This window comes from Rathayibacter sp. AY1G1, assembly GCF_002932095.1.
In the GTDB taxonomy this organism is placed as follows: Bacteria; Actinomycetota; Actinomycetes; order Actinomycetales; family Microbacteriaceae; genus Rathayibacter.
The window spans coordinates 1-22188 of the sequence record NZ_PSUZ01000033.1; the positions used below are offsets into that span (position 1 = coordinate 1).

Consider the following 22188-nt stretch of genomic DNA (forward strand, 5'->3'; position numbering starts at 1 on the left):
ACACAGCGGTCAAGAGTGTGATGAGTCACGCCCGAGCAAGCCAGGACCAGCCTGACAGCCGGCACCAGGCCAGCCGAGATCATTAGAGAGTGTGAGGGGGTCGCCCCTCACGGGCCGGCCCGAAGGCCGGCCCGCCGCCTCTCAGCTCTCGTCGTCGCTCTCGTCGTCGTCGGCGTCGAGGATCGCGGCGATGCGGTGCGCGGTGGTGAGTACCCGCGCGGCCGTCTCGCGGATCGTGTCGGCCTTGCAGTCGCTCCACGTCGCGACGTAGCCGACGCTGTAGGCGCTGGTGTCGAATCCGACGAGCCCGGCGACGACGAACGCGACGGACTCGGCTTCCGTCTCCATCAGCCCTCGGTGCTGCGCGTACTCCTCCAGGTCATCGACGTGACCCATCAGCACGTGCGCGGCCTCGTGGATCAGGGTCTTTGCGGCCTGCTCCGGCGACAGGCTGGAATCCACGACGACCGTGCGCTCCTCGGGGGCGGCGTAGCCGTTCGTTCCCTGCGGCAGCGGGCGGCGCTCGACCGTCCACCCCTCGGCCTCGAGAGAGGCCGTCAGCGGCGCAATGACGCCGTGATCGTGCTCCCCGGTGAGCAACTGCGCGATGTCGCGGGGATCCTCGGCGCCCTCCATCAGGTCGGTCTGCTCGATCGCGAACACGGACACGAGCGGGTAGTACGTCTGGACCTTCTGCCCCGTCTCGTCGGTGCTGGTCGTGGTGCCCTCCTCGGCCTCCTCGTCGGCGGCGATCTTCCGCTGAGCGAAGCCGAAAATCTTGATCGCCTTCTCGCCCTTGCGTACCTGGCGGCCCTTGGCCTGCCACGCGCGGAACCCGGCGACGGCGGAGGCGTCGGGGCGCTGAGCGAGGATCAGCAGCAGGTTGCCCAGGCTGTAGCGGTGGAACGAGGACGCGAACGAGAGGAACCGGCGCCACTGGTCGGAGTCGCGCAGCGCCTCGACCTGCTCGGCGATGCTCTCGTGCAGCGCGGCGGCCTGCTCGCGGCGCTCCTCCGGCGTGGTCCGCGGTGCGCGCTTCTTGGCGGCGGTCTTGCGGGCGGTGGTCGTGCTGGTCATGGCGATTCTCCCTGTGCGAGGATCGACGCGACGGGTCCCGTGGTTCTAGATCAACTACGGGGCTTTCGTCTTGTCTGATCGTTTTTTTGTGCCTCTCCGGCGGGAAGAACCGTTTGAGTGGAGGCGGCGGAGTGACGCCTATTCCGAACGAAATAAGGGAGCCAGCGACCGCGTTCGGAATAGGTGGCACGGAGACGACGGAGCGAAATAGGTTTGTACCGCGGAGAGGAACAAAAAACCTCGAAGCAGCGCCGCGCAGCGGCTCCCGGTCGCCGCAGGCGATGTGCGCGAAGCGCACCCCGCGCCTCGAGCGGAACACCGGGGAGGGTGAGGGGCCGGCCCCTCACGGGACGGCACCGCCGGCCCTCCCCCGCCGAGAGCTGAGAGCCGCTGTCGGCGCCGGATGGGACGATGGAGGCATGTGGGAGCTGGCACACCGGACGCGCGCGGAATCGGCATCAACGGTGGTGCGCAGTAGCGCGGCGACGAGCGCCGCGGCGATCGTGGAAGTGCGCGCAGCGATCCCGGAGGATCACGTCATCCTCTACGTGCTCCGCGTCAAGAACTGAGCGGGCGCTCTACTCCGCGGCGCTGCGGCGGGGTGCGCGTTGGGTGGTTGTGGTGACGACGGCGGTCGCGCGGGTGAGGTTGGGGCCGATGGCGTCGGCTTCGAGGACGCGGCCGGTGCGGCGGTTCTCTCCTTCGCCCCAGGCGACGGTGCGCTCGTAGCCGACGACGATCACGGCGTCTCCCTTGTGGAGGGAGGCGAGGACGTGCTCGCCGAGTTCGAACTTCGCTTCCACGTAGTGCGTGGTCGGGGCGTCGTGCGGGGTCCACTCCCCCGCGCGGTATTCGCCGGTGTTCTCGATGACGCGCAGCTTCACGATCTGGACGCGGCCCGCCTGCACGGCCTCGGGGTCGGCGGCGAGGTTGCCGGTGATCGTCCTGGTGCTCATCTGTCGTCTCCTGCTCGTTCGGTTCGTGGGTCGTCCCGTCGACGTCGACGGGGATGCGCTTGGGGTGTTCTGCTCTGGTGCTTCGGTCTCGATACCCCAGGACGTGAGAGCGTCGCGTCGGGTGACCTCGACGGACGGCTCGGACAGCGCCCTGCGCTGTTCGAGCTCGGCGCGCGTCACGGCGTAGGCCGGGAGACGCCGCTCGTCGCCGTAGGCGAGGCGGTAGTACCGATCGGCCTCGTTCTCCGCCCAGTCGACCTCGCCCTGCCGGTCCGCGCGCCCGGCGAGATACCCTGCCCGGTACTCGTCGCTCTCGACGTTCGGGCCGGTCACGCTGCGTGCTTCTCGATGAGGTCCGGGCGGAAGCCCGACCAGTGGTCCTCGTCGCTCGCGACGACCACCGGGGCGGCGGAGTAGCCCAGCTCCTCCGTGACGTAGGCGAGCGCTGCGGGGTTCGTCGTGACGTCGACAGTCGTGTACTCGATGCCCTTCGCGTCGAGGGCTCGGTAGGTCGCGGTGCACTGCACGCACGAGGGCTTCGAGTAGACGGTCAGAGCCATGAGGAATCTTCCAGATAGAACTCCATGTGCGCTTCGAACTCCTCGCGCTTCTCCTCGGCGCAGTGCGCGTGGATCCACCACCCGGCCGCGTCGCGGTCACCGGCCTTGTCGAGCATCTGCGCGATCACGTTGACCTTCTCGCAGGAGAGAGTGGGCGAGACGGTCATCGCCACGCGGAAATTCGCGAGGGCCGCGGTGTAGGTAGCGCCCGCGGTGAGGAACGCGGTCACCGCCTCGTCGTAGGCGGCCGCAGCCGCGAGATAGATTGTCACGGCGTCGGCCTTCGGCTGCTCGGTCATCGCTTCGCTCCTTCCGGGGTGTGCGCGTCGCCCTCGTCGTCGTCGGTCGCGTGCTCCGCGATCCACAGGTCGGCGGCCTCGTCTCGTCCGAATGCTCGCAGGAGTCCGGCCAACGCGTCGACCTCGCAGCAGCTCATCCGGACGGCCAGATCGTCGGCGGTGTCCCCGTGGGAGAACACGGACACGAACTCGGCCACCGCCTCCGGGAGGGTCGGTGTCTGCGGTTCGGTGGTGGCGGTGTCGGTCATGGTGAAGTCCTCTCGTCGTCGGGTCCCGGGCGGTGGTCCTGCCCTGCCCCTCCCCCTCGTTTTTTTGCCGTGATTCTCAATCAGATTTGTCAAGCCAGCGGGGGTGGTCTGGCCGGATCGTTCTTCCTTCTCTCCCAGCGTTTTTTTGCCTGGAAGGCACGTAGTGCCGAGCAGGGTCGGAGGTGGGAGCGCAACCCGGAGGGCGGCGGAGGAGAGGTTGTCGGCGCGATGGGAGGGAGCGCAGCGACCGCGTGCCGAGAACCTCGGAGGAGCCGGCCGCGCAGCGGCTTGCGTGGACGCCGGAGGCCCGTACGCTGCCGAAGGCTTCCAGGCAAAAATTCGCGCAGCGCACGACACCGCGCCGGCCTGAGGTCGGCGTCCGCTTGTTCGCGATCTGATGCGCGGAATTGCGGCCGCTCGAAACGGTCCCGACGCTGGACGTCCTAGCGACCGCTCTGCAAGGCAGAGTACAGTTGCTCTACACCACAGAGTGATCGGAGCATCATGTCGCTGACTCGCACGCCCTTAGAAGAACGGGTCCGAGACGCGCGGCACGTGTCATCACTTCCGCTGATCGTCTCCGGCGTCGGAGTGGTAACAGCCGGACTGCTGCCCCTGGCCGGTTCGACGCTGTTCACCGTCGGCTTCCTGATTCCTGCCTTCACGAGCATCGCTCTCTGGATCGTGCTGAGGGCTACTGCTGCTCACGCAGGTGTGGGAATGGGGCGCGAGCGCATGGGGCCGATCGCGGCCGTCATCGCCGCAATCTCGATCTTGACGTTTCTGCCCACGATGTTCGCCGGTCCGGCCTTTCTTGTTGAGTTCGTCGGTCCGGCGTTTCTTGTCGGGGTGCTCCTGTTCGCGATCGGTTGGCGACTCGAAAATCGCAGCCAGTGGCTTGCTGGCCTCGGGGTGGCAGTAGTTTCCCCCTTCCTCTTCAACAGCTTCTTGCAGGACGCTGCCCCCGAGAGCGGGTTGATCCTGGGTGCTTCCTACGGTTCCACGCCTTTGTCAATCGATGGCGTCGTTCTCACGATCGCCGGCATCACCCTCGTCGTTCTGGGTATTACTGCTTTCCGGCAGGAGACGGGACGTGCCCGTGGCACCAGGCGCTGAGGAGTCGACCGACGACGAGTTCGCGTCCTTGGACGATGCCGTCCACCAACGAACGCGTCTTGCGATTTTGACCATCCTTCACGAGGCCGGCGAAGCCGACTTCCGGTTCCTGCGCACCACCCTCGACCTCACCGACGGCAACCTTGGACGACACCTCGAAGTCCTACTCAGGGCCGGTCACATCACCACACGACGGGGCTACGACGGCCGCCGAGCCAAGAACTGGGTCGCTCTCACTCCTCAGGGCACCGCCGCCCTCAGCATCGAAGTCGAAGCACTGCGCGCGATTGTCGCGCGCGTCGATCGCGCGCAGAATCCCTGACCAGGATTACCCCGCAGCGAGGTGGTTCACCACGAGTGACGGTTGCCGATGCCCTCCCACGGATTCCCGCCAGCACCGAGACCACGAGCCGCCGACCCATCTGCGATCGTCCCTGACGCGAACGCGGCGGGCTCTGCGCCTGTGGGGTGATAGCTGGTCTGGTCGCGGAAAATTGCCCAGATGACGTTGATGCGGCGTCGGGCGAGTGCGATCAGTGCCTGCTTGTGCGACTTGCCCTCGCCACGTTTTCGCTCGTAAAACGAGCGAGAGACCGGGCAGTTCCTCGACGCGATGAACGCCGCTTGGAAGCAGGCGTTCAACAGCCGCCGGTCGTAGCGCCGTGGCCGGTGGTGGTTGCCGGAGATCTTCCCGGAGTCGCGCGGCACGGGAGCGAGGCCCGCGAAGCTGGCCAGCCGGTCGGGCGTCTCGAATGCGGCGAGGTCAGTACCGGTTGCGGCGAGGAAGTCCGCGGCGAGCCTGCGCCCGAATCCGGGGAGCGACACGAGCAGATCCGCAGAACTGCTGTCCTGTAGAACGGCGTCGATCTCGGCCTCGAGCTCGGCGAGTTCGTCGCGGATGCGGAGCAGATCGCGGGCGGACCGGCTCACCAGCCGGGCCGCGGCATCCTCCCCCGCGACGACCGAGGTCTGCTCGCGCGCGGCTTCCACCGCCGTCTTAGCGACGGCCGCGGACTTCCAACAGCCCTGCCCCTTCAACCACGACGCCAGACGGCTCTCCCCCGTCCGCCTGATCGCGGACGGCGTCGCGTACCGGGTGAGCAGCACCAGAGGTCCCCTGGTCGTCGCGTAGTTGAACGCTCCCTCGAGTGACGGGAAGTAGTGGACCAGGATGGCGCGTAGCCGATTTACGGCGCGGGTGCGGTCGTGCACCAGGTCCTCGCGCCGGGCTGAGAGCAGGCGCAGCTCCGCGGTGACGTCGTCGGCCTGCCGCATCAGCGTCACGTCTCGTCGGGTCCGGGCCTGGTCGGCGATGATGACCGCGTCCTTCGCGTCCGTCTTTGCCTCGCCTCGGTAGGCGCCCGAGGCGTGATGAACGACCCGGCCCGAGATGTAGAACAGCGGCTGCGCGTGGGAGCTGAGCAGCGTCTGCAGCAGCCCCGTTCCGCCGTGGTTGAGGTCCGTCGCCCACGCGACGTCGGTGCCACCCGGCAAGGAGGCGACGTCGCCCATCAGGGTCAGGATCGCTGACTCTCGGTTCTTGAAGCGCTGCGAGAGCAGCTTGGTTCCGTTGCCGTCGATGACGACGCAGTGGTGTTCGGTCTTGCCGGCGTCGATACCGGCCCAGAGTTGGGGCACGCAGGGTCCTTCCGTTGAGGGGTGCGGTGCGCCGTGAACGACCGTGCCGGCATGTCCTTACGGGGCGATCTGGTCGCGTTTCTCAATGAGCGGTCCTGCCGTTGCGGGGTCCCGGGCGGCCAATCACGGCATGCCATCAGGCGGCTGAAGGCGGTCAGCCATACCCAGGACCCCTGGCGCGTTCCGGAGCCTACAACTGCCCCGCATCCACGGAAATAACGGTAAGGAAGGCGGTTCTCCGCCTTAGCAACCGGAGGGCGCAGTGCAACCCGGAGGGCGGCGGTGGAGAGAGTTTCGGCGCGATGTGAGGGAGCGCAGCGACCGCGTGCCGAAAGTCTCGGAGGAGCCGGTGGCGCAGCCACTTGAACGGAGCCCGTAGGTAGCTACGACCGCAGCGAAGCGGAGGGAGCCGCCGAAGGCTTCACGGCAAAGAAACGTGAGCCCAACGGGCGAACATCAGCGGCCGGCACAGCCGGCCGAACCTCTGGGCGGCGCTCCGTCGCTGCTGCGCGAGTGCAGCTCGCGCCCCGGAACGGGATACCGGGGAGCGTGAGGGGTTATCCCTCACGGGGCGGCAACGCCGACCCTCCCCCACCGTCGACCGCGACATGCTGACTTGTAAACATGCCTACAAGTCAGCACGTGCTGTGGGGACTCGAACCTCCGTCACCAGAGTTGCCGAGCCGTGGGTTCGAACAGCGCCGCCGCCACCGCGCAGGTCCCCCGGAAGATAGCGGCGCCGACGCGCAGTAGCTCGTGGGTCATCCGATCCCGCGTCTGCCGGCTGCTCCCAATCACGGGGTCACCGCGGATGGCGAGTGACGGCCTGGGAGGGCCGGACGGCCCGGTATGCATGTAGGGAAGTTGACTTGATTACATGCTTACTTGTCATCAGCTTTGCGTCCCTCGTACTGGGCGAGGAGGAGTTGAAAGGCTTCCGCAGCGAGCACCTGTACGGGGACGCCCTGCTCGGCCGCCAGGATCTTCACCGCTCGGATCGACTCCTGGGGGAGTCGAACGGAGAACACGGCGAGCTGGGTCGGCGGCACGAAGGTGCCTTCGCCCACCTGGGCTCTCTTCGGTCGAGCTGCGCGGCCCGCGGCCGCAAAGCGGTTCTCGCTCACTTGACGATTCCCTTCAACTCCGCGAGCACGTTTCGGTACTGGCCAGGATCGGTGATCGGCAGGCCGTACGCCATCGCGAGAGCCTGCGCCTGCGGGATCTCGCTCGTCAGGACGGGGACGCCGAACGGTTCGAGCGCGTCGCGGATCTGCCCAGCGGCGACCGTGCGCTTGACCACTCGGGTGAGGAGGGTGAAGGCCGGCGCGTCCGTGAGAGCTTGAACCTGCTCGATGAGGTTGACCGTCTCCGCGTACTGGGAGAAGTCGCCGCTGGTGGGTTGGATCGGGATCAGGATCAGGTCAGCGGCTCGAGCTGCTGACGTCGTGATACCCAGATCGCCCGGGGGAGTGTCGATGAGCACGTTCTGGTGGCTGCTGCTCAACCAGGGCTGCTTGTGGATCGTGTTGCGAGGCAGCCCGGTCGCGTCCCAACCGAGGGTGTTGGCCCAGTCGAGCGCGCTGCCCTGCGGGTCGCCGTCGACAATGAGCACGCTCTCCCCGGTTTCGCGAAGCGCTGCTGCGAGATGGATGACGGTCGAGGTCTTGCCCGACCCGCCTTTCAGGTTCACTACCGCTGTAATCATGTTGACAAGACTACCAGTCTGCATGCTGACATGTAAACATGCTGACGTACTGACTTGGGGGATGTGCGGTTACTGGGGCCGTCGCTCGACGGCGGACGCCCAGACCCACAGTCGGCGGCTGGCGTCGCGGTCCTGCCACTCGACCATGACGGCTCGGGCGGTCCAGGCGATGGCGTAACCCTCGACGCGAACGGGGTTGCCGGGGTAGCGGACCCAAGCCCAGACGGGCAGGGGAGTGGCGGCCCAGGTGGGCCGCTGCCGGGTCTTGTCTAGCTCGTCGTCGGTCAGGCCGATGGGGTGGCCGCGGCCGGCCGTCTCTTCGATGCGTCGATCGATCTGGGCGCCGACGTGGCGCTCGTAGCGTCGGTTCGTTCCCACGCCGCCAGTAGAACATATGTTCGAACGCGTGCAATCGACGTCATGCGGCGGTCGAGGACCACCAGAGCGAGCCGGGGGCGAGCATGCCGGTGCGTCCCCAGTGCAGCGCCTCGCGGTGATCGCCGCGGCCGGCGGCGTCGCGGGGGTAGAGCGGCCAGACGCGCTCGCCAGCGGTGCTGTCCTCGAAAAGGGGTCGGCTCGACACGTGTCGGCGTCGCGGTCGTTGCCTGGGGGAGGAGGACCGGTGGGCGAGCTCGGCTTGCCACCAGGCCCAGACTTCGCGCTCGACGTCGTAGCGGTGCGCTCGATCCGTCAAGACTCCGTCGACACCGATCGCGCGAGCGGCGGCGGTTCGGAGGTCGCGCTTGGCCTGGGTCCAGCCGTTGGTGTGCTTGACGATCAGGCGGTGGGTGCGCAGGCGGGAGAGGGCTGTGGCGGCGGTGCGGGTGGTCACTCCCAGCAGTGTGGCGGCGGCGTCGACGGCGAGGGTTCCTTCTCGGCGCAGCAGCGCGTACGCCTTCCCTGCCAGGTGTCCGAGGCCGGCGCGGGTGAAGAGGTCGTGCCGAGTGTCCGTGAGGTCCGCCTCGAGCGTGGTGAGCAGCATGGTTCGTTCAGTGAAAAGCGGCCCGGGGGGGCGGGGGTTATTAGTGGTTGTGACCGGACCTTGCAGTGAGCCTGTGGAAAAGTGCTCGGACAGTCGCCATTCGCTGGCGTTCGATCCGTCAGCGCGGACGACGAGCTGCACGTAGCCGTCCTCGCGCAGGCTCCGCAGGGCGCTGGCGGCCGTGGTGCGTCCCAGGCCCGCCAGGAGGGCCAGGTCGCGGATGGACGCGGCGACGGTGCGCTTGCCGGTGTGCAGGGTGAGGTAGGCCAGGGCGGTGAGGATCGTCTTCTCCGACGTCGCTCGCTCGGTCCTGCCCCACCGGCCCGGGCTCACCCGGAACCGGTCGAGGAGGCCGCTGACGGCGCCGACGATGCTGCCCAGCTCCGCCAGGTCGCTCATTTCGCGCTCGGGCGGGAGAACGGCGTGCAGCGCCGCGTACTGGCGGGCCTTCTCCCACTGCCGCGCCAGTCGCTCCGCGGCCTCGTCGCGGGCGCGGGGCCGGCGGTGGCCGCGGCCGGTGTTCTTGGTCCGGTAGTGCTCCATCCCGGGCGCGCTTCGGGCGGCGTGCTCGACGTCGGTCAGGGACCAGCCGGCGTGAGCAGCGGAGAGCAGGCACATGAACGCGGTCCACGATGGATTCGCGCCGCCGCCGGCCGTGGCCATGTGGGCGGCGCCGGCAGCGCTCAGCGTCCGGTGCGTGTGGTGTGCGGTGGCGGTGGGTACTGGGGGAGTGGCGTCGACGCGCTGCGGCGGACGGGACGCTTCCAGCGCGACCGTGACGGCATCGATGGCGGCCGCGGTGACGTTCGTGTCCAGCAGCTCCTCTGCGCGGCCGCGGAGGACCCTCGAGAAGCTGCCGTCGCGGTGCGGGGAGAGCGGCGGCCGGGCGGCGCCGGTGCGCGGGTTGCGGAGCATCCCGTGGTCGAGGGTGCGGAAGTTTGCTCGAGCGGCGATCGCCAATCGGGCCACCTGCTCGGCTGGGGCGGCTTCCGCGAGAGCGACCCACAGGTGGCGACCTCCGGTGCCGGAGGACTGGCAGACGACGTGAGCGACCTGGTGCGCGTCGAGGACGGCGGAAAGCGCGTCGCAGTCGTCCGCGGCCTGCTCCATGAGGTCGGCGTCGACGCCGCGGGAGTCCTTGCCGTCGAAGTCGAAGCACAGCAGCCGGAACGCTCCGGCGTCGTCGGTGAGGTAGATCGCCCACGGGGCGGCCGGCGCGACGGGGGAGACGGGGAACGCGGCCGGATAGGCGTTCTCGTCCAGGCGCCCGTAGGCATCCGGGCGCATCGTGCGCACCGCGGCACGGGGGCTCAGTCGGCGCGTCAGTGCCCAGGGCGCCGAGAAGGAGTCAACTTCGGCATTTTGGGCGTGCGCAGACACAGCAATGTGGCTTACGATGAGGTCACTTCTCCTCCCTCGGGGGGGATGGATGAGGCCCGGCCTGAGAAACCGGTCCTGATCAACTGCTTCACACCTGTCGCCCTGGTAAGCCTTTGGTGTGAAGCGAGAGCTTCTAGGCCCGTCGCGTGAGCGGCGGGCCTAATGCGTTAAGTGGTGGTGATCGGCGGCTCCGATCGGGACGCGGTGACCCGCGGGAGCGCGCCGTACTTCGCGAGCAGCTCGCTGTAGAGCATGTCGACGTAGAGCGAGACGGTCACGCCGCTGGCGGCGGCAGCCTCGGAGACGGCATCACGGTTGGTGGGCAGCACGCGGGCGTTGAGTTGCACCGCCGCCGCTCCATCGTTCCGTCGTCTTCTTCCCATGCGGCTCATCATGGTGTGAGTGCTAGCAGTATTCGGGGAGTGGTGCGGCGTGTCGAGTGTCATGGTCGTGGTCGCTGTCCCCTCTGCCTGCATCCAACGTGGGTGAGGCTGCCCGCTGGTCTGCGGCACTCTCGACCTCTGACTAACGTAATCGATACTTCACCGTAGCCGTTAACACCTGTCAGCCGGCCGCGGGGCGAGCGATGCTGGCGATTGCGTTGGAGACGGCCGTCATGTGGCGGGCGCCATCCGAAGCGACCGTGTTGGTTAGGTAGGCCACGACGAGCTGCGTGTCCGGGTCGGCCCAGGCGACGCAGACGTTGGACCCGTTGTGTCCGAACGTTCGCGGGCCGGCTATCGATCCGAGCGGCGGGTAGAGGTTGGGGGTGCGACCGCCGAGCTGGAATCCATGCGCCCAGAGGATCGGCGTGTGGGCGAAGCCGTCGACGTCGGCCTCGGTGGAGCTGGCGATCGTCGCCTGGGACAGGATCTCCGGTGAGACAACCTGCGTGTCATCGCGGCCCCGGCCATCGTTGAGCAGCATTTCGTAGAACCTGGCGACGTCGCGAGCGGTCGTTGAGATTCCGGCGCTCGGGATCACGGCCATGCGGACGGCACGGCTGTTCAAGGCCCCCATGGCGAGAGGTACGGAGCTGCGGATGGAGACGCATCGGGAGAGGTCGTGTTCAGCGACGCCCAGCATGGTGTTGGTGGCGCCGAGCGGAGTGAGCAGCACGTCGTTCATGACGTCGCGGAGAGGACGCCTGGTCACTCGTTGAATCACCTCGCCCAGGATGAAGCCGTAGGTGAACACCTGGTAGGAGGGAACGGTGCCCGGCACCGTCCTGAGGCGAGCGCTCTCGAGGTTACGGATCGAGCTGCGCCAGTCGGTCATCGCCAGGGCGTCCCCGATCAGTCCGCGCGAGGTCGAGAACCCCGCACGATGGTGGAGGACCTGGCGGAGAGTGATCGATCCTTTCCCGTGACGAGCGAACTCCGGCCAGTAGTAAGAGACTGCGGCGTCGATGTCGAGGAGCCCGTCTGCGGCCAACTGGTGCACGAGGATGCTCAGGTAGGGCTTGCTGACTGACCAGGACCAGAAGAGTCCATCGGGTGCGTACCCCTGGGAGTGGTCGAGAAGGACGTCACCGCCCCTGAGGACGACGAGCTGCGCGGACCCTCCTCGCTGACGAACGAGGTTGACCACGGGGGACAGCGACTGATTCACCCACACCCCCGGTTCTCGTGCCCGGAACTGGTCGGGGCCTGCTGAAACTAACAGTGCTCTCTACGAGCGGCTACCGTGGTCAGCATGGCTGCGAGAACAGGTAACGGCGCGTCCGAGTATTCGATGCGCGTTCACGCAGCGATCAAGACCTTGATGGCCAGAGCCGGTCTTTCGAACGTCGACTTCGCGACGCGCACGGGAATGACGCTGACCTACTTCTACGCGCGGATGCGCGGCGACGCGATGTTCGACACGAACGATCTGGAGCGCTTCGCGCAGGTTTTGGGAGTCAAGGTCGCCACCATCTTCACGATGGCGGAGGAGTTCGGCGAGCCCACCGCGGACGTTGACGAGGTGGTCGTGCTCACGAACGGTGTCGAGTTCGCCCGACGACTGAGCGTCCTCCTCCCGGCCGGCACGAGTGCGAGTGATGACGTCGCGGGGATCCCGGCGGCACGGCTGTCCGAGATGCTCGGCGCCACCGCGCGGTTCGGCGTGACTCGGAGCGAGCTCACTCGCCTCACCACTCACTTCCAGGTCCCTGAGGCGTTCTTGACGGAGCTGACGACCTCGGAGGACACCGCAATGATCGAAGCTGACCTCGAGCTGCGCCGAGCGCTCGCATCCAAGGGTGTCGAGCCGCTGGCGGCCCGGTCCCTCGGGGGAAACCTTTCCCCTGCTGCCATCCGCGGCATCGCCGCGTCGATCCGCGAGCTACGCGAATAGTGGCTGTATCTGGGAGGGGGAACTGTGGACGATCCGTGGCTCGTAACTGAGCAGATTCGCCAGACCGCCGAACGCGCCTTCAAGGAAATTTTCACTGAGAATTACCCCGGTGAACTGTCGACCGAAGAAGCCATCATCCGTCGCGCTCAAGAAGTGCTTGGTGCTGATATTGAGGTGTATCAGGGCGGAGACGAGTCGTGGGAGAACTATCTCGCCCTGACTCTTACCGAGACAATCGCCGCGCTGCTTCCTACCAAGTACATGATCCTCATCCGCAGCGACAAGAAAGCCTACTATCGGCTGTTCAATGTGTTCCACGAACTGGCTCACATCCTGTTGGGGCATCCTCCGAGTGAAGTCGAGCTCCCTCACGGTCTTAGCCTCGACAGCATGGGGCTGACGAGCGCAACGAACGCGGTACGTCACGCTAAGCAGTTTGTTTTCGATGGCGACGATTCCTCTCGGACGCATCGGATCCGCGAAGGCGAAGCTGAAGAATTCGCGCGTCTCATGGTGTCGCTCGTCATGTACCCGCGATACCGGTCGGGTGAGAGGAAGTTCGGCTAAGTGAGTCCGATCGAGAGCTTCTTCTTCACCGCCTCCTTCCTCGCCGTCACCGCCTACTTCTTGGGCTGGTTCATCGCCATCCTCGCCCGCCGACGTCCGCCGACGCGCCCATGGGTGGCAGCAGGCTTCGGGTCGGTGGGGCTGCTCGCACTGGGCGGCTTCCCGTGGCTGACGCTCGATGAGGCAGACAGCCTGTTCGGAGGAACGAACGTCTACTACTGCGTGATGCTCGTCGCCGCCTGCACGGCGATGTGGCTTCTCGTGGAGGCCGTGATCGACGTCGGCCGAGTGCGCCTCTGGTCGGTCGTCCTGCTCGTGGCGTGGATCGCGGCGTACGTGGCCGCGTTCATCGCGATCGACCGCCCGGCCACCTCGCCCAAGTTCTCGCATGAAGAAGTCGATCAGCTCCCGATGATTCTGTGCAGCGGGATCTACTTCCTCGGGCTGATGGTGCTGTTCGTGCGACTGATCGTGAAAGTCGCGAGGTTCCCCCGTCGCGCGTACTGGCCGTTCACTGTCGGCGGCGCGCTCATCATCGCCGGAGCCGCGGGCGAACTGGCCGGAATGCTGGTAGCGCGATACGTGCCCGACTCTGCCGCGACGACGAATGTCCTCTATCTCGCCTTCACCCCGGGATTCTTCGGTGGGATCCTGCTCTTCACCGCCGGCCTGTGCAGCTTCCCCGCTCGGCGTACGATTAGGGACGTCGCCGTCGACCTGAGCTCCCGAAAGCTCGTCACGATGCTGGCAGAGCGAGAAATCGCCGCCCCGCCCGTCTCATATGTGAGAGAAGGAACCGCGAGCGAGAAGAAGCTCGTGCGACTGATGACGCTACAGGTGCGCGTCACCGACGCGGTGATGGTCGGCGCAATGAAATTGAGCAACAACGAGAACGGTGTCGTTCGTCGCGCAGAGCGACTGATCGACGGTGAATTGCTAGCAGCAGGTATGGGATGGAACGAATGAACAAGTTGATCGTTGGAGCAGCAGCAGCAGGAGGCGTCGCCGTGGCCGGCGCTATCGGCTCGATCTTCGCCGCTCGCCAGGTCGTGCTTCCCGTCGATCCGCCTCAGATCCCGATCCTGCGCCAGGACGGGAAGACGATGACGCTGGCCGTTGACGGCAAGACCATCGCCCCCGGCATCCTCGGAATCTTCCGCACCGACCGCACGGGTCACGCGACACTCAGCCGCCCGATCCACACCGACCCGGTGACCGGTGCGACCACCCGGCGCATCGAATCGACCTGGGGCGCAAGCTTCGCCGGAGAGAAGGCCGTCATCTGCGAGGGCGACGTCTTCGCCGGACCGGAGGCGGTCGACCCTGACTTCGTGGAGGTCCTGGTCCCCGGGCCTCTAGGTGACTGCCCCGCCTGGCAGTTCGGGCCGGACGAGAACCCGGAGGGCACGTGGGCGATCCACGTGCACGGCATCCGCACCAAGCGGATCCACGCGCTGCGCAGCGTGCCGGCGATGACCGCGCTCGGCTACACGTCCCTCGTCGTCTCCTTCCGCGGCGACGGCGACGGCCCCGCGGTGCCTCACAGCGCGTCCATGCTCGGTCAGCGCGAGTGGGCCGACGTCGCCGCGGCGATCGACTACGCAGCCGCCCACGGCGCGCGGAAGATCGTCCTCATCGGCTGGTCCCTCGGTGGCGGTGTGGCGCTGCTCGCAGCGGAGCGCACGAGCCGCCGGGATCTGCTCTCCGGCCTCGTGCTCGTCGGGCCGGCGCTGAACTGGAAGACGGCGATCGAGCAAGGCGCCGTCGAGATGGGATTGCCTCGTCAGGTCGCGATCCTCGGCCTCGTGGGCCTGCGCAGCAAGCTCGCGAGCCGTCTCGTCGGTCTTCCGGAGCCGGTGGACTTCGACGCGCTGGACTGGGTGCGCGAGCCGCGAGCCGCCGCGCTGGGCTGCCCGATCCTCCTGTTCCACTCGGCCGGCGACACGACCTTGCCGATGGATGTCTCCCAGCGGTTCGCGAAGCTGAATGCGCCGGCCGTGGAAGTGGTCGAGACCGCAGCGACCGCCCACAACACGGAGTACAACGTCGACCCGGAGGTCTTCGACTCGACCATCGCTCGGTGGATTTCCGAGCACCAGTAACGAAACCGCTAGCACTGACATAGTGTTAACGCCATGGAAGCCCTTCCTGGCGTATCGCGAGCGGACCGTGCACTCACTGACGATGGCCGCACCGCTGATCGACGGTGGTCGGCCGTTGTCCACTTCTTCCACCTGGGCAACAGCCACCCCGTCGACTGCGCGTGCCAGCGGTGCGTGGCGACTCGCGAGCCGTCCATGGCCGATGAGGAGCTGGACGCGCGAACAGGGCTGGTGCGGCACTACCCGGTAGTGGAAATCGAGCAAGCCGCCGATGACGCGATCCTGCGGGCGGTGGCCTTGGAGACGTACTGGTTCGGCCGAGACGTCATCGCCGCCGGCTACGGGCTTCGCGCCGCGGAACGGTTCGAGGACGTCGCGGTGACCTCTCCTGACGGGGATCAGTTCGGCGTCGAAGGATGGCTCGCGGGGGATGCCTTCGAGCTCCAGTTCGCGACAGGGCTACGGGCGGTCGCGGACGAAAGCAAACTTCTGGCCCACAGATGCGTGGCGCTTCTTGAGCGCATCCCAGCAGGAACAGGGAACGCCGCGTGCGTCAGATAGCCCGCGGCGGCTCCGCGAGGTCGATCTGGCCCTTCTGATATGCCCGACTGACCTCGTGCAGGCGGTCGATCGCGTCCCAGTCGACCTTGTACGTCACGGTCTTGCGGTGTCGAACACCCGGCGCTGGCCTTCCAACGATCGCGCCAGCCTCCTCCAGGAGGTTGAGGTGACCGAAGAGGGTCACCTTGTTACGGGCCTCGGGAACCGCCTCAAGAATCTCCGACACCGTGGCCCCGTGAAGGCGCGCCGTCTCCTGCGACAGGAAGTGCAGCACGCGATTGCCGATTTCACTGGTCGTGGCACGCATGTGCATCACCTCCCTGGACGGCGGAGGGATCGGAGACGACATGAGTTCCATTGTGGCGCACTGGCCGTTTCCCCTTCACGCACGGGAGCCCGGTCGGCTTGAACCAAGCAAACTCATAAAGCTACCTAAGTTTACGTTACAGGAAACCAAAAAAACCTTATAGTGGTCGTAGCGCGCAACCGGGACGACCGGTTGCGGCACGAGCCGTAGGGGACACACATGAGGACGCCGAGTAAGGCAGCGCTGGTCGTCGCGTTCGCGCTCATCACCACCGGCTGCACCAGCTCGAGCACCGATGCCGCGTCACCCTCCACCGAGTCGGCAGCTCCCGAGACGCGCTCCGCTGAGGCACCGACCTCACCCGAGACGGCGCCGGCCGAGAGCACACCGCCGGCCGCCGCCGAACTCTCCGACGTGGAGCCGCAGCCGGAGCCGACTGTCGAGGGCGACACTGTGGCGATCGCGGTGGCAGCGACTACCGCCTTCTGCCGCCCCGCCCTGGACTACGACACCTGGATCGCTGAGCTGTACCCGTTCCTCAGCCAGCAGGCCGCGGTGGCCTACGAGACCGTCGACCCGGCCAACGTGCCCTGCACGACCCTCACCGGCGCAGCATCGGTCCGGGACGGGGACGGCGCCTTCACGATGCGCATCCTGGTTCCCACGGATGCGGGGGAGTACTCCGTGTACGTCCACCGCACCGTCGAGACCGGTCCATGGGCTGTCGAGCAGATCACCCCCCTGGCGTCGGAGTAGCCCGGTGGCGAAGGGGGGAATGGGGGTTCTCGCGGCGGTCCTGGCACCGCTTCTCGCGATCGCACTGCTGCTGTGGCTGCTGTTCTTCGGCGCCGCTGAGGACGCGGCCGCGGCGTGCCTGCCTGGCGGCGGGCCGGTGAACGTGTCCGCGATCCCCGCGGACGCGAAGGTCGGCGCCTACGGGCACGACCAGCTCGTGAACGCGGCACTCATCGTCAACGCGGGAGCCGCGAAGGGCCTCGGCGCCGATGGGCAGACCCTCGGCGTGCAGACGGCGATCGGGGAGTCCTCCTTGGTGAACATCAACTACGGGGACGGTGCTATCAACCCGGACGGGTCGGTCGCTGACTCGATCGGCCTGTTCCAGCAGCAGTCGAGCTGGGGCACCGTCGAGCAGCGCATGGACCCGACGACCTCGGCCGGCTTCTTCTACGACCGCCTCGTAGCCGTCGAGGGCTGGCAGTCGATGGAGCCCTCCATCGCGATCAACAAGGTCCAGCGCAACGCCGACCCGAACCACTACACGAAGTACCGCGCCGACGCCGTAGCGATCATGACCTACCTCAACAGCCTCGGCAGCAGCACGACCGCACCCACGACGTCGGCGGCGCCGGTGAGTGCCCCGTCGACGCCGATCGGCACTGCGCCCGCCTCCCCGGCGCCGGTCGGTGGATGCGTCGCCGTGTCCGGCGATGCGCAGGCTCTCGCAGCGAACCTCGTCGCGGCGATGGACGCAGGCAACCTGACCCTTCTCGAGGACCGGTACGCGCAGCAGATCCGCGACATGGCCGCGGGCACCCCGAAGGAGAACTGCGCGATCGACGTCCGCATTCTCCAGATCATCACGATCGCCCTGAACACGTTCGGGAAGATCGGCGTCTCCGACCTCAACCGCCAGTGCACGGGCTCGCTCCTGGGCGCCGGCACGGGTTCCTCGCACTGGATGAACGGCGGCGGCAACGCCGTGGACTTCTACAGCTTCGCCGGCACCGCCACGACCGGCTGCGACCCCAACGCCCTCCAGCTCCTTGACGTCCTGGACCCGCAGGTGCCGCAGGGCTCGCGTGCGGGCCAGATCCAGTGCCGGTCGAGCACCTATCAGCACATCACCCAGTTCGGTGACACCCCGAACCACCTGCACTTCGACGTCGCCTACGCCGACGGCCCCCTCACCACCGGATAACCGGACCCTTTCGACGTCGCGACCGCGGCGCCGATCACCCCGCACCACCCAACACAGAAAACGGAGCACACCATGTCTGCACTGCTCGCAGCAACGACCGACATCCTCACCACCGCGGGCGCGCTCGGCGCGGTCGTGCCGGACCCGGGCCCCGGCGGCATGCCCCCCGGATTCGAGGCCTTCACCACAGTCATGGGCTGGGCCAAGTGGGTCGGCCTCGGCGTCGCCGTCGTCGGCCTCATCATCCTCGGCGTCACCATGACCGTCTCCGCCCGCCGCGGCGAGGGCGGCGAAATCGGCGGCTGGCTCGGCCGGCTCCTCGTGGGTGTGATCGTCATCTCCGCCGCGTTCACGATCGTCGGGTTCCTGATGGGCGCGTAGCGTCCCCGGGAAACCGACACCACCAACAGAAAGGCAAGGGACGTCATGAACGACTCCGAACCGCGTAACCCGTTCACCAAGAAGGGCTTCATCGTCGGAGCCGTCATCGTCGGCGCACTCGCCCTCTCGGCCATCGTGCTCGGCGTGACGTCCCTCGGGACCGGGGGAGGCGGCACCACGACCGCCGCCCCCGGGACCCCCACCCCGACCTCCACCGTCTCGGCCGACGCCGAAAGCGTGTGCGGACTCTCCGGCTACGAGGAGAGCGGCACCCTCACCGCACCGCCGACGACGGAGTGGACCATCGTCGGCACCATGGCCGCTCCCAGCTCCGCTGAGGCCGGCCCCGGGGAGACCGACAGTGACGGGGTACGCACCTGCTACGCGCACACCGTCGAAGGCGCTCTCTTCGCTGTCTCGAACCTGTGGGCGATGGGCTCGGATGCTCGACTCGCGCCGCTCGCAGTGGAGCAGCTCACGGCACCGGGACCCGGCCGCGATGCCGCTATCGCCGCCGACACGCAGCAGAGCAACACCGGCACCAGCGTGCAGATCGCGGGATTCAAGGTGCTGTCCTACGACGGAGAGAACGCAACGATCGACACCGCATTCGAGCTGAACACGGGCTCGCTGATCAGCTTCCCGTCCGCGGTGAAGTGGATCGACGGCGACTGGAAGCTCGTCGTCACCGACGAAGGACAGCCGCCCTTCCGCCCCACCACGCTGCAGAACCTCGGCGGCTACATCGTCTGGGCGGGTGTCCAGTGATCGCAACCGCCACAACCGGCGGTGGAGAGGCATGCCTCCCCATCGACGTTCCCTGCTGGACCGGCGTCGCTGTCGGCAACGTCGTCTCGAAGGCGTCGAACGATGCCTTGCAGCAGTTCGTCAACAACATCTTGGAGGGCTACGGCAAGGCCATCGCCTCTCTCGGTACCGTCTGGATGAACGTCCCCTCCCCGGTCACGGTCGTGGACCAGGGCGGCGGCGTCAACGGTGGCGGCACTCCGCCGCTGCCGGAGGCGTTCGAGACGATTCTCGGCTACGTGACGTGGGTCTCTGCGGGCCTGGCAGTCATGTCCCTGATCGTTGCTGGCGTGATGATGGCGAGCCGTCGCCGGCACGGCGACGGTGAAGCTCACATGGGCCGCATCGGCGTCATCCTCTTGGCCGTACTGCTCCTCTCCTCCGCGTCGGCGCTCGTGACCGGGTTCCTGCCGCTGGCGATGCACCTGAACGAGTCCTCGAGCGTCGTCGGCTGGGTGCAGGGGCAGTTGCAGTGGTACACCGGCGGACTCGCGATCCTCGCGATCCTCGTCGCCGCCGCCCGGATGGTGTGGACGCAACGCGCGATGCCGCTGCGCGAGCTCGCCGGCTCCGTGCTGACTCTGATCGCCGTGGCCGGCGCAGGGCTGGTCGTCATCCGCCTGGCGACCCAGGCGGGCGATGCGTTCTCGATCTGGATCCTCAACAACTCGACCGACTGCGACGTGTCCCAGCAGGGCGAGAGCAACTGCTTCGGCACCAACGTCTTCGCGATGATCAGCCTCACTGCGACCTCCGGCATCGGCCTGATCGGTCTCTTCCTGCTGGGCATGCTCGCCGTGTTCATGACCTACGTGCAGATCGCGCTGATGGTGTTCCGCGGCGCGATGCTCGTCGTCCTCGCCGGCATCTTCCCGCTCGCCGCGTCGTTCACGAACACCGAGATGGGTCGGCAGTGGTTCAAGAAGGCGATGGCCTGGACTATCGCCTTCATCCTCTACAAGCCCGCCGCGGCGATCGTCTACGCGATCGCCTTCCGGATGACCGGCACCGACCTGTTCAAGTCGGACGGCACCGGGCTCTTCCAGATCGTCACCGGCCTGGCCCTGATGCTCATCGCTCTCGTGGCTCTGCCTGCGCTGATGCGCTTCCTCGTCCCGGCCGTCTCCTCGGTCGGCGGCGGAGGCGCGGCAGGTCTGCTCCTGGGCGCTGCGGCAGTCTCGGCCGCTGGTGACGTCGCGACGGGTGCGATCCGCGCGAGCAGCAACGGAGGCGGCGGCGGCGGGAACGGCGGCGGTGGAGGCGGCAACAGTTCGTCCACGGACGGACCGTCCGGCAGCACGTCGACGCCGGGCTCGCCGACGTCGTCGCCGGCCGCTGACCCGTCTGGGTCGGCGTCGACGGCCGGCAGCGGCGCAGGTGCTGGTGCCGGAAGCGCGGCGACCAGCGGCGCGGGAGCCGCTGCGTCGAGCGGCGCCGGGGCCGGGGCAGCCGCGAGCGGCGCCGCGGCCGCGGCCGGATCGATCGGCGCCGGTATCGCCGTCGCAACGAAGGCCGCGGAGGGCGCGAAGCACGCCGCGCAGGCCGTGAAGGCCGGCACCGACGAGGCGACCGGCAGCAACGAGAGCGGGAGCTAACCCATGACCAGCACAGCAACCGATCCGATCAAGGCCCGCACCTACGGCAACTGGCGAAAGCCTCAGACCGCCGGCCTCGGCGGGCTGGGACAGCTCGCCACCCTCGTGATGTTCGTGGGCATCGTCGCCTCGATCATCGCGTCCATGTTCTCCGGCCTAGGTCCCGCACTCATCGTCGCCGCCATCTTCGGCGGCATCCTCCTGACCGTCTCGGTCAAGGACAAGCACGGGCAGAGCGCCCTCGGAAGGATGGTGGTCCGCGTGAACTGGTGGCGTACCAAGAGCAAGGGAGCAAACATCTACCGCTCCGGCCCGATCGGCCGCGCGAAGTGGGGCACCTTCCAGCTCCCAGGCCTGGCCGCGCCCTCGCAGCTCACCGAGCACGAGGACTCCCACGGTCGCCGGTTCGCTCTGATCAGCACCCCGATGACGAAGCACTTCACCGTCGTGCTGGCGACGGAGCCGGACGGCGCCGCGCTGGTGGATCAGGAGCAGATCAACAACCAGGTCGCGGAATACGGCATCTGGCTCGCCAACCTCGGAGACGAGCCCGGCATCGAAGCCGCGTCGGTCACCGTCGAGACGGCGCCCGACACGGGCACGCGCTTGCGCGGTGAGGTCGAGGGGTCGATGGACCCGGACGCGCCGCTGTTCGCGCGAGCGATGCTCCAGGAGGTCGTTGAGACCTACCCGGTCGGGTCGGCCACGATCCACGCCTACATCGCGCTCACGTTCACGGCGACCGCGCGGATCAACGGGAAGCGCCGCAATGCCAAGGAGGTCGCCGCGGACCTCTCCGCCCGCATCCCCGGCCTGACGTCTTCTCTCGCGGCGACGGGGGCGGGCGCGGCGCGGCCCCTGAGCGCGCAGGAGTTGTGCGAAGTCATCCGCACCGCGTACGACCCCGCCGCGGCGCTCCTGATCGATCAGGCGCGCGCAGAGGGCGAGACGGCGGACCTGTCCTGGACCGACGTCGGCCCTGCGGGTGCCGAAGCGCACTGGGACTCCTACCGTCACGACGGAGCGGTGTCGACGTCGTGGACCATGACCGCGCCCCCGCGCGGCGTCGTCCAGTCGAACATCCTCGCTCGCCTGCTCGCGCCGCACCGTGACATCGCCCGTAAGCGCGTCACCCTGCTCTACCGGCCCATCGATCCCGCCCGCGCCGCAGCGCTCGTGGAGGCGGACCTGAACGCCGCCCAGTTCAACTCCTCCGCGTCCACCAAGCCCACGGCCCGCTCGACGCTCTCGACCCGCTCGGCGCAGGCCACGGCCGCGGAGGAAGCCTCCGGCGCCGGGCTGATGAACTTCGGCCTGATCGTCACCGCGACCACGCTGCAGCGTGGTCAGGAGCCCGAAGCGCGCGCCGCGATCGACTCCCTCACCTCGGCCGCCCGCCTGCGGATGCGGCCGGCGTTCGGCTCGCAGGACTCCGCCTTCGCCGCCGCGCTCCCGCTGGGGCTGGTCCTGCCTCGGCACCTGCGCATTCCCAACGAGATGCGGGAAATCCTGTGACGCACCCCGCCACCACCAGGACGGCACTGGACACACGTCCGGTGCCGTCCCGGGTTAACCCTCAGCCCTCACCCGTCTTTGTCGCCGTTCCGACCCTTCTTGGAGGCCCCCAGTGA

Annotated in this window: 27 protein-coding genes; 14 read left to right on the forward strand and 13 right to left on the reverse strand. The window is 67.7% G+C overall.

What is annotated here, in order from left to right; translation table 11 throughout:
* Window positions 1-141: 141 nt before the first annotated feature.
* Window positions 142-1077, reverse strand: coding sequence for an ArdC-like ssDNA-binding domain-containing protein (locus C5C36_RS15330; RefSeq protein ID WP_104227119.1), 936 nt, complete (start codon window positions 1075-1077; stop codon window positions 142-144).
* Window positions 1078-1496: 419 nt separating this feature from the next.
* Here C5C36_RS15330 and C5C36_RS17760 point away from each other — a divergent pair, with 419 nt between their 5' ends.
* The gene (locus C5C36_RS17760) at window positions 1497-1646 is read left to right on the forward strand and encodes a hypothetical protein (RefSeq protein WP_181072908.1); all 150 of its coding nucleotides are present in this window, start codon (window positions 1497-1499) and stop codon (window positions 1644-1646) included.
* A gap of 9 nt (window positions 1647-1655) precedes the next feature.
* On the opposite strand, the gene C5C36_RS15335 is transcribed toward C5C36_RS17760, so the two are convergent.
* Genes C5C36_RS15335 through C5C36_RS15350 form a run of 4 tightly spaced genes read right to left on the reverse strand, consistent with a single transcriptional unit; the run spans window position 1656 to window position 3140 of the window.
* Window positions 1656-2366: a single-stranded DNA-binding protein gene (locus C5C36_RS15335; RefSeq protein ID WP_104227118.1), complete on the reverse strand. Its 711-nt coding sequence runs from the start codon at window positions 2364-2366 to the stop codon at window positions 1656-1658.
* The gene (gene nrdH, locus C5C36_RS15340; protein ID WP_104224209.1) at window positions 2363-2593 is read right to left on the reverse strand and encodes a glutaredoxin-like protein NrdH; all 231 of its coding nucleotides are present in this window, start codon (window positions 2591-2593) and stop codon (window positions 2363-2365) included. Before nrdH ends, C5C36_RS15335 begins: the two co-directional genes overlap by 4 nt.
* Window positions 2584-2892 carry a hypothetical protein gene (locus tag C5C36_RS15345; protein ID WP_104224210.1) on the reverse strand — a complete coding sequence of 103 codons (309 nt, stop codon included), beginning with the start codon at window positions 2890-2892 and terminating at the stop codon, window positions 2584-2586. The genes nrdH and C5C36_RS15345 overlap by 10 nt, the downstream gene beginning before the upstream one ends.
* Entirely contained in the window at window positions 2889-3140 is a 252-nt protein-coding gene (locus C5C36_RS15350; protein WP_104224211.1) for a hypothetical protein, read from the reverse strand. Before C5C36_RS15350 ends, C5C36_RS15345 begins: the two co-directional genes overlap by 4 nt.
* 504 nt (window positions 3141-3644) lie before the next feature.
* On the opposite strand from C5C36_RS15350, the gene C5C36_RS17370 reads away from it, so the two are divergent.
* Together C5C36_RS17370 and C5C36_RS15355 are read left to right on the forward strand one after the other, a co-directional pair.
* On the forward strand, window positions 3645-4256 hold the full coding sequence (locus tag C5C36_RS17370; RefSeq protein WP_146078846.1) for a hypothetical protein: 612 nt from the start codon (window positions 3645-3647) through the stop codon (window positions 4254-4256).
* 28 nt (window positions 4257-4284) lie between these two features.
* Window positions 4285-4578: a transcriptional regulator gene (locus tag C5C36_RS15355; protein ID WP_258062327.1), complete on the forward strand. Its 294-nt coding sequence runs from the start codon at window positions 4285-4287 to the stop codon at window positions 4576-4578.
* Between the two features lie 26 nt (window positions 4579-4604).
* Here C5C36_RS15355 and C5C36_RS15360 read toward each other — a convergent pair whose 3' ends face one another.
* From C5C36_RS15360 to C5C36_RS15390, 7 genes are all read right to left on the reverse strand, one after another.
* Window positions 4605-5894 carry an IS110 family transposase gene (locus C5C36_RS15360; protein ID WP_258059506.1) on the reverse strand — a complete coding sequence of 430 codons (1290 nt, stop codon included), beginning with the start codon at window positions 5892-5894 and terminating at the stop codon, window positions 4605-4607.
* 881 nt (window positions 5895-6775) lie between these two features.
* The gene (locus tag C5C36_RS15365; RefSeq protein ID WP_104224213.1) at window positions 6776-6961 is read right to left on the reverse strand and encodes a ribbon-helix-helix domain-containing protein; all 186 of its coding nucleotides are present in this window, start codon (window positions 6959-6961) and stop codon (window positions 6776-6778) included.
* 53 nt (window positions 6962-7014) lie between these two features.
* A complete protein-coding gene (locus C5C36_RS15370) occupies window positions 7015-7584 on the reverse strand; it encodes an AAA family ATPase (RefSeq protein ID WP_181133838.1) in 570 nt (189 codons plus the stop codon).
* 84 nt (window positions 7585-7668) lie between these two features.
* Window positions 7669-7977, reverse strand: coding sequence for a hypothetical protein (locus C5C36_RS15375; RefSeq protein ID WP_104227116.1), 309 nt, complete (start codon window positions 7975-7977; stop codon window positions 7669-7671).
* A 40-nt stretch (window positions 7978-8017) separates the two neighbouring features.
* Window positions 8018-9868 carry a hypothetical protein gene (locus tag C5C36_RS15380; protein ID WP_181134912.1) on the reverse strand — a complete coding sequence of 617 codons (1851 nt, stop codon included), beginning with the start codon at window positions 9866-9868 and terminating at the stop codon, window positions 8018-8020.
* 260 nt (window positions 9869-10128) lie between these two features.
* Window positions 10129-10308, reverse strand: coding sequence for a hypothetical protein (locus C5C36_RS15385; protein WP_104224217.1), 180 nt, complete (start codon window positions 10306-10308; stop codon window positions 10129-10131).
* A gap of 217 nt (window positions 10309-10525) precedes the next feature.
* On the reverse strand, window positions 10526-11572 hold the full coding sequence (locus C5C36_RS15390; protein ID WP_181072912.1) for a serine hydrolase: 1047 nt from the start codon (window positions 11570-11572) through the stop codon (window positions 10526-10528).
* An 84-nt stretch (window positions 11573-11656) separates the two neighbouring features.
* On the opposite strand from C5C36_RS15390, the gene C5C36_RS15395 reads away from it, so the two are divergent.
* The 5 genes from C5C36_RS15395 to C5C36_RS15415 all read left to right on the forward strand — a co-directional run bounded on the left by C5C36_RS15395 (window position 11657) and on the right by C5C36_RS15415 (window position 15528).
* A complete protein-coding gene (locus tag C5C36_RS15395; RefSeq protein WP_146078848.1) occupies window positions 11657-12298 on the forward strand; it encodes a helix-turn-helix domain-containing protein in 642 nt (213 codons plus the stop codon).
* A 24-nt stretch (window positions 12299-12322) separates the two neighbouring features.
* Complete coding sequence (locus C5C36_RS15400) at window positions 12323-12865, forward strand: ImmA/IrrE family metallo-endopeptidase (RefSeq protein WP_104224220.1); 543 nt, start codon at window positions 12323-12325, stop codon at window positions 12863-12865.
* Window positions 12866-13831 (forward strand): hypothetical protein, encoded by a 966-nt coding sequence (locus C5C36_RS15405; protein ID WP_104227113.1) that lies wholly within the window; start codon window positions 12866-12868, stop codon window positions 13829-13831.
* Window positions 13828-14967 carry a S9 family peptidase gene (locus tag C5C36_RS15410; RefSeq protein ID WP_181072913.1) on the forward strand — a complete coding sequence of 380 codons (1140 nt, stop codon included), beginning with the start codon at window positions 13828-13830 and terminating at the stop codon, window positions 14965-14967. Before C5C36_RS15405 ends, C5C36_RS15410 begins: the two co-directional genes overlap by 4 nt.
* A gap of 195 nt (window positions 14968-15162) precedes the next feature.
* A complete protein-coding gene (locus C5C36_RS15415; protein WP_104227112.1) occupies window positions 15163-15528 on the forward strand; it encodes a hypothetical protein in 366 nt (121 codons plus the stop codon).
* Here C5C36_RS15415 and C5C36_RS15420 read toward each other — a convergent pair.
* Complete coding sequence (locus tag C5C36_RS15420; RefSeq protein WP_146078849.1) at window positions 15521-15835, reverse strand: hypothetical protein; 315 nt, start codon at window positions 15833-15835, stop codon at window positions 15521-15523. The two genes, C5C36_RS15415 and C5C36_RS15420, sit on opposite strands and share 8 nt — an antisense overlap.
* Before the next feature lie 219 nt (window positions 15836-16054).
* On the opposite strand from C5C36_RS15420, the gene C5C36_RS15425 reads away from it, so the two are divergent.
* The 6 genes from C5C36_RS15425 (at window position 16055) to C5C36_RS15450 (ending at window position 22072) form a co-directional block, all read left to right on the forward strand.
* Entirely contained in the window at window positions 16055-16591 is a 537-nt protein-coding gene (locus C5C36_RS15425) for a hypothetical protein (protein ID WP_104227110.1), read from the forward strand.
* A gap of 19 nt (window positions 16592-16610) precedes the next feature.
* A complete protein-coding gene (locus tag C5C36_RS15430; RefSeq protein ID WP_104227109.1) occupies window positions 16611-17774 on the forward strand; it encodes a hypothetical protein in 1164 nt (387 codons plus the stop codon).
* 72 nt (window positions 17775-17846) lie between these two features.
* Complete coding sequence (locus tag C5C36_RS15435) at window positions 17847-18155, forward strand: hypothetical protein (protein ID WP_104224227.1); 309 nt, start codon at window positions 17847-17849, stop codon at window positions 18153-18155.
* Between the two features lie 45 nt (window positions 18156-18200).
* Window positions 18201-18923: a hypothetical protein gene (locus C5C36_RS15440; RefSeq protein WP_104227108.1), complete on the forward strand. Its 723-nt coding sequence runs from the start codon at window positions 18201-18203 to the stop codon at window positions 18921-18923.
* 107 nt (window positions 18924-19030) lie between these two features.
* Window positions 19031-20557, forward strand: a complete 1527-nt coding sequence (locus C5C36_RS15445; protein WP_104227107.1) for a hypothetical protein — start codon at window positions 19031-19033, stop codon at window positions 20555-20557.
* Between the two features lie 3 nt (window positions 20558-20560).
* The gene (locus tag C5C36_RS15450) at window positions 20561-22072 is read left to right on the forward strand and encodes an SCO6880 family protein (RefSeq protein ID WP_181072914.1); all 1512 of its coding nucleotides are present in this window, start codon (window positions 20561-20563) and stop codon (window positions 22070-22072) included.
* Window positions 22073-22188 lie beyond the last annotated feature (116 nt).

What these genes read in the sequence shown, in the direction of transcription:
- C5C36_RS15330 (WP_104227119.1), bottom strand. Translation starts at nt 1,077, where the DNA reads ATGACCAGCACGACCACCGCCCGCAAGACCGCCGCCAAGAAGCGCGCA.
- C5C36_RS17760 (WP_181072908.1), top strand. Translation starts at nt 1,497, where the DNA reads ATGTGGGAGCTGGCACACCGGACGCGCGCGGAATCGGCATCAACGGTG.
- nrdH (WP_104224209.1), bottom strand. Translation starts at nt 2,593, where the DNA reads ATGGCTCTGACCGTCTACTCGAAGCCCTCGTGCGTGCAGTGCACCGCG.
- C5C36_RS15345 (WP_104224210.1), bottom strand. Translation starts at nt 2,892, where the DNA reads ATGACCGAGCAGCCGAAGGCCGACGCCGTGACAATCTATCTCGCGGCT.
- C5C36_RS15350 (WP_104224211.1), bottom strand. Translation starts at nt 3,140, where the DNA reads ATGACCGACACCGCCACCACCGAACCGCAGACACCGACCCTCCCGGAG.
- C5C36_RS17370 (WP_146078846.1), top strand. Translation starts at nt 3,645, where the DNA reads ATGTCGCTGACTCGCACGCCCTTAGAAGAACGGGTCCGAGACGCGCGG.
- C5C36_RS15380 (WP_181134912.1), bottom strand. Translation starts at nt 9,868, where the DNA reads ATGCGCCCGGATGCCTACGGGCGCCTGGACGAGAACGCCTATCCGGCC.
- C5C36_RS15395 (WP_146078848.1), top strand. Translation starts at nt 11,657, where the DNA reads ATGGCTGCGAGAACAGGTAACGGCGCGTCCGAGTATTCGATGCGCGTT.
- C5C36_RS15410 (WP_181072913.1), top strand. Translation starts at nt 13,828, where the DNA reads ATGAACAAGTTGATCGTTGGAGCAGCAGCAGCAGGAGGCGTCGCCGTG.
- C5C36_RS15415 (WP_104227112.1), top strand. Translation starts at nt 15,163, where the DNA reads ATGGCCGATGAGGAGCTGGACGCGCGAACAGGGCTGGTGCGGCACTAC.
- C5C36_RS15420 (WP_146078849.1), bottom strand. Translation starts at nt 15,835, where the DNA reads ATGCGTGCCACGACCAGTGAAATCGGCAATCGCGTGCTGCACTTCCTG.
- C5C36_RS15425 (WP_104227110.1), top strand. Translation starts at nt 16,055, where the DNA reads ATGAGGACGCCGAGTAAGGCAGCGCTGGTCGTCGCGTTCGCGCTCATC.
- C5C36_RS15430 (WP_104227109.1), top strand. Translation starts at nt 16,611, where the DNA reads ATGGGGGTTCTCGCGGCGGTCCTGGCACCGCTTCTCGCGATCGCACTG.
- C5C36_RS15435 (WP_104224227.1), top strand. Translation starts at nt 17,847, where the DNA reads ATGTCTGCACTGCTCGCAGCAACGACCGACATCCTCACCACCGCGGGC.
- C5C36_RS15440 (WP_104227108.1), top strand. Translation starts at nt 18,201, where the DNA reads ATGAACGACTCCGAACCGCGTAACCCGTTCACCAAGAAGGGCTTCATC.
- C5C36_RS15450 (WP_181072914.1), top strand. Translation starts at nt 20,561, where the DNA reads ATGACCAGCACAGCAACCGATCCGATCAAGGCCCGCACCTACGGCAAC.